Annotated in this window: 8 protein-coding genes; 1 reads left to right on the forward strand and 7 read right to left on the reverse strand. The window is 46.2% G+C overall.

Features of this window, described 5'->3' with window-relative positions; translation table 11 throughout:
• Window positions 1–86: 86 nt before the first annotated feature.
• The 7 genes from KQJ23_RS21920 to KQJ23_RS21950 form a co-directional block, all read right to left on the reverse strand.
• The gene (locus tag KQJ23_RS21920; RefSeq protein ID WP_216481044.1) at window positions 87–1,025 is read right to left on the reverse strand and encodes an ABC transporter ATP-binding protein; all 939 of its coding nucleotides are present in this window, start codon (window positions 1,023–1,025) and stop codon (window positions 87–89) included.
• Complete coding sequence (locus tag KQJ23_RS21925; protein WP_216481045.1) at window positions 1,022–2,020, reverse strand: ABC transporter ATP-binding protein; 999 nt, start codon at window positions 2,018–2,020, stop codon at window positions 1,022–1,024. The genes KQJ23_RS21920 and KQJ23_RS21925 overlap by 4 nt, the downstream gene beginning before the upstream one ends.
• Window positions 2,021–2,031: 11 nt before the next feature.
• A complete protein-coding gene (locus tag KQJ23_RS21930; protein ID WP_216481050.1) occupies window positions 2,032–2,970 on the reverse strand; it encodes an ABC transporter permease in 939 nt (312 codons plus the stop codon).
• A gap of 26 nt (window positions 2,971–2,996) precedes the next feature.
• Window positions 2,997–3,929: an ABC transporter permease gene (locus KQJ23_RS21935; protein WP_216481046.1), complete on the reverse strand. Its 933-nt coding sequence runs from the start codon at window positions 3,927–3,929 to the stop codon at window positions 2,997–2,999.
• 199 nt (window positions 3,930–4,128) lie between these two features.
• Window positions 4,129–5,844 carry a peptide ABC transporter substrate-binding protein gene (locus KQJ23_RS21940; RefSeq protein WP_216481047.1) on the reverse strand — a complete coding sequence of 572 codons (1,716 nt, stop codon included), beginning with the start codon at window positions 5,842–5,844 and terminating at the stop codon, window positions 4,129–4,131.
• A gap of 240 nt (window positions 5,845–6,084) precedes the next feature.
• On the reverse strand, window positions 6,085–6,477 hold the full coding sequence (locus tag KQJ23_RS21945; protein ID WP_346779441.1) for a DUF3397 domain-containing protein: 393 nt from the start codon (window positions 6,475–6,477) through the stop codon (window positions 6,085–6,087).
• Between the two features lie 61 nt (window positions 6,478–6,538).
• Window positions 6,539–7,519, reverse strand: coding sequence for a ketopantoate reductase family protein (locus KQJ23_RS21950; RefSeq protein WP_216481049.1), 981 nt, complete (start codon window positions 7,517–7,519; stop codon window positions 6,539–6,541).
• 294 nt (window positions 7,520–7,813) lie between these two features.
• Between KQJ23_RS21950 and tnpA the strand changes: the two genes are divergently transcribed.
• Window positions 7,814–8,284, forward strand: a complete 471-nt coding sequence (tnpA, locus tag KQJ23_RS21955; RefSeq protein WP_148450426.1) for an IS200/IS605 family transposase — start codon at window positions 7,814–7,816, stop codon at window positions 8,282–8,284.
• Window positions 8,285–8,604: the final 320 nt, after the last annotated feature.

Consider the following 8,604-nt stretch of genomic DNA (forward strand, 5'->3'; position numbering starts at 1 on the left):
AGCCGTTCACACAACACTTCTATATATATGTACAAAAAGCGGCCATTCAGGAATCCTTCCTGAATAACCGCTATTTTCACAAAAATTCAGCCCTTCTTAGGCATGGAAACCCAATGGCCTTTCGAAACTTCCACAAGCTCCGAGTTATCCAGATCGAACAATCCGCCGCCGGCAGTGTCACCTTTTCCATGAATCGGACCATTTCCATGATCATCAAGGAGAATCCGCTTCTTGTTCGCCTCAATTTCCGGATCGGGAATTGGAATTGCGGACAATAGCGTTTTGGTGTAAGGATGGAGCGGATTGGCATACAGTTCTTCGCTTTCCGCCAGTTCGACGATGCGTCCCAGATACATTACTGCTACCCGGTCACTGATATGCTTAACCATGGACAAGTCATGCGCAATAAACAGATAAGTCAATCCCAGGCGATCTTGCAGATCCTTCAATAGGTTGACGACCTGAGCCTGAATCGATACGTCCAGCGCAGAGATCGGTTCGTCACAAATAATGAACTTTGGATTTACCGCCAGAGCACGGGCGATTCCGATCCGTTGGCGCTGACCGCCGGAGAACTCATGCGGATAACGGGTCGCATGATCCGGGTTCAGACCAACCATATCGAGCAGATCTTCAACCCGTTTCTTTCTTTCTGCACGCGATCCTGCCATGTCGTGAATGTCCAAGGCTTCACCAATGATATCAGTAACAGTAAATCGGGGATTCAACGAAGCATAAGGATCCTGGAAAATCATCTGCATATCACGGCGCATATGCTTCATCTTGCGCGGAGAAAGCTGATTGATATCTACGCCGTTAAAGCGGACACTGCCGCCGGTTGGCTCGTACAACCGCAAAATCGTACGTCCAGCTGTAGACTTACCGCATCCCGATTCGCCTACGAGACCAAGGGTTTCGCCTTCGGCAATCGAGAAACTGATATCATTGACAGCCTTCAACACACTGCCGCCGCCGACGTTAAAATACTTTTTCAAACCTTCTACTTCGATCAGGTTTTTGCTCATGACGGCTGTCCTCCCTCTCTGGCCATAGGGTGAAGATCCCAGCAACGAGCCGAATGACTATCGCTGAATACAGTCGCACTCGGGTCGATTTGTTCACAGATCTTCATAGCGTGTTCACAACGTGCTGCGAACGGGCAGCCGATTGGCGGCTTGATCAGATCCGGAGGAGTTCCGATGATTGGAATCAATGGCTCCCCTTTCTTTTGATCCAGACGCGGCATCGATCTTAGCAAACCTTTGGTATATGGATGCTGTGGATTTTTGAAGATTTCCCATTTGGTTCCGGTCTCCACAACCTCGCCGGCATACATAACGATGACACGGTCGCACATCCCTGCAACCACACCCAGGTCATGGGTAATCAAAATGATAGAAGTGCCGAGACGCTGCTGCATTTCCTTCATAACATCCATAATTTGTGCCTGAATGGTTACGTCCAGTGCTGTTGTCGGTTCATCGGCAATCAGCAGGGATGGACGGCAAGCCAAGGCAATCGCAATCATAACCCGTTGGCGCATACCGCCGGAGAATTCGTGAGGATATTGGTTAAAGCGGGCTTCAGCATTTTTAATGCCGACCAGTTTCAGCATTTCAATTCCTTCACGCTTTGCCTGAGCCGCTGTCATTTTCTGATGTTTGATGAGAACTTCTGTAATTTGTTTACCTACTTTAATGGTAGGATTCAAAGAGGTCATCGGATCCTGAAAAATCATGCCAATATCTTTACCGCGAACTGCTTCCATTTCTTTATTCGTCTTTTTAAGCATGTCCTGTCCCTGGAACAGGATCTCACCTTGCCTGATGATTGACGGAGGGGACGGAATCAGGCGCATGATCGTTTGGGCCGTTACGCTCTTGCCGCTTCCGGACTCACCTACGATCGCAACCGTTTCCCCTTTACCTACTTCAAAGTTCATGCCGCGAACGGCTTTTACCTCGCCGCCTTTCACTTGGAAAGATACGTGCAAGTCTTTGACTTGTAAAATCGGCTCCATCATTCCACCTCCTATTTCTTCAGTTTAGGATCAAGCGCGTCGCGAAGACCGTCGCCAAAAATGTTAAATGCCAGCATCGTCAAGCTGATTACCGTGGCCGGGAACAACATCCGCCAAGGATAGTACAACCAGCCGGTCAACGCATCATTGATCATTGAACCGAGCGAAGCAACCGGGGCTTGGACACCTAATCCCAAGAAGCTCAGGAAGGCTTCGGCGAAGATTGCATTCGGAACCGACAATGTAACCGTAACGATAATCGGCCCTACCGCATTCGGCAGCAAATGCCGGAATAAGAGACGTCCGGACCCTGCTCCCATTGAACGGGATGCAAGTACAAACTCACGATTTTTCAATTGCATGATTTCACCGCGCACAATCCAGGACATGTTGATCCAGCCTGTAATCGTAAGCGCAAGAATAATGGTTCCCAAGCTTGGCTCAAGTACAACCAGCAGCAAAATTGTAACTAAAAGGTAAGGAATAGAGTACAAAATTTCAGAAAATTTATTCATAATCTCATCGATGCGGCCGCCGAAGAAGCCCATAGTTCCGCCATAAATGACACCGATAATCAGGTCAATACAAGCAGCAACCAGACCTACAAACAGCGAGATTCTGGCACCCATCCAGGTACGGACAAACATGTCCCGACCCAGATCATCCGTGCCGAACCAGTGCGTCGCTGAGGGACTTTCATTTGTAGCAAGCAGATCATTCGAATAGTAATCATAGCCGTGAACCCATTCCGAAATGAAAGGACCCAGAATTGATGCAACCACTATGAATCCAAGTACCCACAAGGCTGTCATAGCCAGTTTGTTAGCACACAAGCGTTGCCACGCATCGCGCAAAGCAGAAATGCTTTCACGTTGAATTACTTCTGCTTGTTTTTCGTCCGCACCTATCTTTTTGAAGTCTTCTGGCTTAAGGTCAACCGGAGAATTCATAACTTGAACTTGATTGCTATCCACTTCTAGCCCTCCTTTCCTTTGGAAAGTTTAATTCTCGGATCTACGAATACATAAGCAATATCAGTAATAAACCGGGCAATCATCAGCAGGACACCGTAGAAAATGGTGATCCCCATAATCACAGGATAATCCCGGCCGCTGATGGCATCAACAAACTGCTTCCCGATGCCGCCGATTCCGAAGATCTGTTCGATAACGACAGAACCAGTTACAATGTTCGCCGTCATTGGTCCCAGATAAGTAACAACCGGCATAATGCCGTTGCGAATAACGTGTCTAAACAAAATGGCAATCCAGTTAAGACCTTTGGCCTTCGCCGTCTTGATATAATCCGCATGCAAAACCTCAAGCATGCTGGAACGGGTCAGCCTTGCAATAAATGCAATCGGCTGGGCAGACAACGCCGCCACCGGAAGGAAATAATAAAGCGGACCTTTAAAGCCCATGGTAGGCAACCAATGGAGCTTGGAAGCAAAAACATACTGTAATAGCGTTGCAATAACAAAGCTCGGGACCGCGATTCCCAGCACGGCTAAGACCATGGTTATATTATCCAGTAGCCTTCGGTGATACAGAGCCGCAAGTACCCCAAAGCTAACACCAATGATAACCGCCACGACAATAGCTACAAGTCCAAGCTTCAAGGATGGAGCAAAGGAACCGGTAATAATGTCGCTGACTTCACGATTGATCTTCTTCATCGAAATTCCGAAGTCACCTTGCACAACGTCACCTAAATACTTCAAATACTGCTGATAGACGGGCTTGTCGAATCCATATTGCTCATACAAACGTTCCCTAATCTGGTCTGGTACCTTTTTCTCCGACGTGAAAGGGTCGCCTGGAATGGCTTTCATCAGAAAGAAGGTGGCCGAGATCAGAATGAACAACGAAACCAACATGTAAAAAAACTTATTGGCTATATAACGTACCATGCCCGCTAGCACCTCCTTTTGATAAAATTCGACATAAAGATTTTAAGACAATTAAGAGCTTTTGTCTATTGGATACAATATCCTCAAGCTTCAAGCTCGAATAAAAACCTATTGTAGATACGCACAAAAAAATCGGGATATATACGGATAATCACATATATATCCCGATGAAACTATGCAATTTCCAAGCGTACCTGGATTAATGTTCCAACAGGTAGGCGCGAGAGTAGTCAACCGCACCGCTAAAGTCAAGTACTACGCCTTTCAGATAAGGCTTAGCAACAGAAACACTTGTATAATAGTAGATCGGCAACAGAACTTGGTTGTCCTTGATCAGGTTTTCTTCAGCCTTTTTGAATGCTTCGTTACGAGCAGCGGCATCATCCGTGCTCTTCGCTTGGTTGATCAAAGCATCGTAATCTGCATTAGCATAACCAGAGTCATTATTACCGCCGCCAGTTACCCACATGTCGAGGAAGGTCATCGGATCGTTATAGTCCGCACTCCAACCTGCGCGAGCAACTTGATAGTTCAGGCTTTGACGGTTTTCAAGGAATACAGCCCATTCTTGGTTTTCCAGCTTCACGTCAACACCCAGGTTTTTCTTCCACATATCAGCTACAGCCAAAGCGATTTTCTTGTGGCCTTCACTTGTGTTGTACAGCAGAGTAATTTCCGGAAGTTGTGTGTAGCCTTTTTCTTGCATACCTTGCTCAAGCAATTTCTTAGCTTCTTCATAGTTCTCGGAGAAGTAAGTTTTGTCGTCTACCTCATTACGGAACTCATCATCCACACCCTTGATGCCCGGAGGAACGAAGCCGTAAGCAGGAAGCTGTCCGCCCAGAGTTACCTTGTCAACGATCGCTTGACGATCAATAGCCATTGCAAATGCTCTGCGGATATTTACGTTATCGAATGGTTCTGCAGTTACGTTGAATTCATAGTAGTAAGTGGATGCAGTCCCCTTGATTTCAACTTCATCCTTCAGTTCTTGCTGAACAATCGGAATTTGGTCGGTTGGAATTTCGCCGTTTGGATGTCCCGCACGGTCCAATTCTCCGTTTCTGTAAGAAGCAAGCTCAGTAGCGCCACTGTTTACAAGCGATATTGCTACTTTATTCAGCTTGATCTCATCTTTACCCCAGTAAGAATCACTCTTGGTTACTTCGATCGACTGGCCTTTCGCCCAAGTTGTCAAAGTGAAGGCGCCATTCGTGATCATCTTGTTGGCGTCTACGGCCCAAGCCTCGTCATCCTTAACGGATTGATGCACTGGATAGAATGTATAGAAGGAAGTCAGACCCAGGAAGTATGGAGTCGGTGTTACGAGTTCTACTTCCAAAGTATGTTCGTCTACAGCTTTCACGCCAACTTGGGAGAAGTCTGTAATTTTACCTTCATTAAACTCTTGCGCATTTTTAATGTAATACAATTGGTAAGCATATGGTGGAGCAGGCAATGTTTCAGGACTCAGAACACGTTCCCATGCAAATACGAAGTCATTTGCCGTTACAGGATCGCCATTGCTCCAAGTTGCTCCTTCACGAAGATGGAATGTATACTTGGTTCCGTCGATTTCCCAAGATTCAGCGGCAGCCGGTTGAGCTTCGCCGGCTTCATCCATACGAGTCAAACCTTCATACATCAGTTTCAACACCGTGTTGGCTTGGCTGTCTTGTGCTTGAGCCGGGTCAAATGTTGGCGGCTCGGAACTCATGTTGATTCTCAGTGTTTGATCTGCTGCCAGCGTTTCATCACCGCTGTTTGCAGTATCATTGTTCGAAGTTGCGGTGTTTCCACCGTTGCCACTATTCGACGCCGTATTGTTCTTGTCGTTCGATCCGCATGCAGAGAGCAGCGTACCAACCGCGAGAACAAGCGTCAAAAGAAGCAAAAGACTCTTACTCTTCTTCATCTTGCAAGATCCCCCTTAAAAAAATAGTGTGGTATATGTTTTTAGATTATACAACCAGCGGTCAAAAAAATCCAACATAAATTTTCAGAAAGTTAATCTAATTTTAATAAAACACATCAATTCGTCAACAAAATTGTCCATTATACAATATTGACTTTTTATTTTCTTAACAATTAACGAATCATGTCATATTAATATGTAGGATTACGATCGCCATCAATCGGCATCATTTATTCTGTACTAAGCGGCCGTAATGTATGTAAAAAAGCTGATAAGGAAGAGTACGATATAAAGAACTCCGGTGCCAGCGAACGTCAATCTCCAAACCACGCGAACCAGCTTGCGGATGTTGACCTTTCCTTTCATGCGCGTCTGCGCTCCTCCAATTAAACCCGTAGCAATAAGGATCACCAGCAAGATCAAATAAAACCCGGACCTTGATGAAAATACTATATTGAACAAGGCTGAGACAGAGAGAATCAAGAAAAACGTACTTACATCCATAGCGAGCTTGATTGCGGCTTTCTGATCTCTATTCGCAAAATAGAAGCTTACCAGATAGACTAATACAAAAGGAACGAATGGAATGATAGACAGCACGGTGACTGAGTTAAATATAAAATTCAAGAGCATGCACCTCCTCTTATATTTCAGGACTTGGTTATTATGAAGAACTAATAATTGTATATGACTGTCATGGATGCATCGATTTAACAAGCAGCCATAATGTTCTGTGCATCGGAAGGTCCATTCCAACCGACTCAGCCATTCCAACCAATTGCCCGTTAATGGCATCGACTTCCGTTGCACGATGATGCAGGACATCTCCCAGCATGGAGGATGTATTACTCGAGGTGGATCGGCATACGCCTGCTACCATTTCGAATGCATCGTCATCCAGTGAGATGCCGCAAGCTCGATAGGCCCGCTCCGCTTCTGCACATAATAACCGGACCATGGTCATGCGTTCCTTACCCACAAGCAAATCGCCGTTCGGAACACGCAGAATTGCGGTAAGCGGATTAATGACCGAATTAATTAATAATTTACGGTAGATATCCTTATCGATGTCATTCGACAAAAGTGTTGGAAATCCTGCCTTTCTAAGTGCATTCAGCAAAGTTTCAGTTGATCTATCATGAAGTGCATCAAGGCCGCTACCGGCTTGGGCCTTAGACATTCCCAGCCTGCTCTCTCCCAGTCCAGCCCTGCGCACCCCGTTATCCGCCAGTCTTGTGGAGCCTTCGGTTGTAATAATTGTATATACTGGCCTGCCGCCGAGCCTGCGAGATATTTTGTCAATGTGGCCGATACCATTCTGCAGACAGGCGATGCGGGTATCCGGGCCGGCGATGTGTGATAAAGCTGAGATCATGTTCTCCTCGAAATGGCTCTGCTTCACCGCAATCAGAATCCATTCAGGCACCTCTTGGCGCATACCTTCTTCAGCATCGTTGTCATCACACCCATCTTGCTTCAAGACGCGTGCAGTCCATTGCCCCTCCTCAATTTTCACGGTACTTCCATCGGCTTCTTCTATAAAGATACCCTGCTCAAGCAGTACCCTTCTTTGAGCTTCCTTACGCGTCCAGAAGGTAATTTTTTCTCCAGCTTTAGCCAGATACCCGCCATAGAGCAAGCCGATAGCTCCGGCACCTACAATATGTATGTTCATTCCATATTCTCCTCTTCGCGCTTTCTTCTTCCTTTATACCAAAGCCTTCCGACGAACACAAAAAAGGAGCTGTCCGCGGACCAATGTCATTAAGTTAGGGTGCTGGTCCAAAAAATCAAGAAAAAGAGCAGGTTATCGAAAAGATAGCCTGCTCTTTTTTATTGTATCAGAAAACCCCCAGTTCGACTGGGGGTTCAGGAAAGCTTATAGCTATGAGTAAAAATCCCTTGACCTTTATGATAAAATGATAGCCGGTCTGCCAACCGCATCATGAAATCAAGGAGGACAAGGGAAATGGATAAGAGCAGTCTAGCACATACACGCTGGAACTGCAAATACCATATCGTATTTGCGCCAAAGTACAGACGACAAGTGATCTATGGGAAATTGAAAAGAGAAATCGGAAAAATCATTCGAGAGCTATGTGAGAGAAAAGGTGTGGAGATACATGAGGCGGAGGCATGCCCAGACCATATACACATGCTGGTGAGTATCCCTCCTAAGTTAAGTGTGTCGGAATTTATGGGATACTTGAAGGGAAAAAGTTCGCTCATGATCTTCGATAAGTTTGCCAATCTAAAGTATCGCTACGGAAATCGACAGTTTTGGTGTAGAGGATACTTTGTGGATACGGTAGGACGTAACAGGAAAGCGATCGCCGAATACATTCGGAATCAGCTAACAGAAGATAAGAACTACGAACAACTCACGATGAAAGAACTGTTCGACCCGTTTACGGGTGAGTCGGTAGGAAAGGGCAAGTAAAAAAGCCCCATTAAGGGGCATGCCCGAGACCGCTCGCGGTTGGCAGACTTTCAGTGCGCCTTCTTAGGCGCTTGCTAGTACCATGCCCTTATAGGGCTGAGGGAAGCCACCGGCTAAGCCGGTGGTTATGACTTGCGACAAAAAAAGGCTTGACAAGTGGTCTGAAGTGTGTGGCGAAGCCCCTTGAAAAACGAGGAGGTTTTGCCAATGGATGAGTATGCGGATTCACTAAAACAAACGCTGACATCCCTCATACGAGAAATGTCAGCCTCACCAGCACCTTATGTAAAAAATCCTGAAACAGACTTTACCCGCAAGAA

The sequence above is a fragment of the Paenibacillus brevis genome (genome assembly GCF_018919145.1).
GTDB lineage: Bacteria > Bacillota > Bacilli > Paenibacillales > Paenibacillaceae > Fontibacillus > Fontibacillus brevis.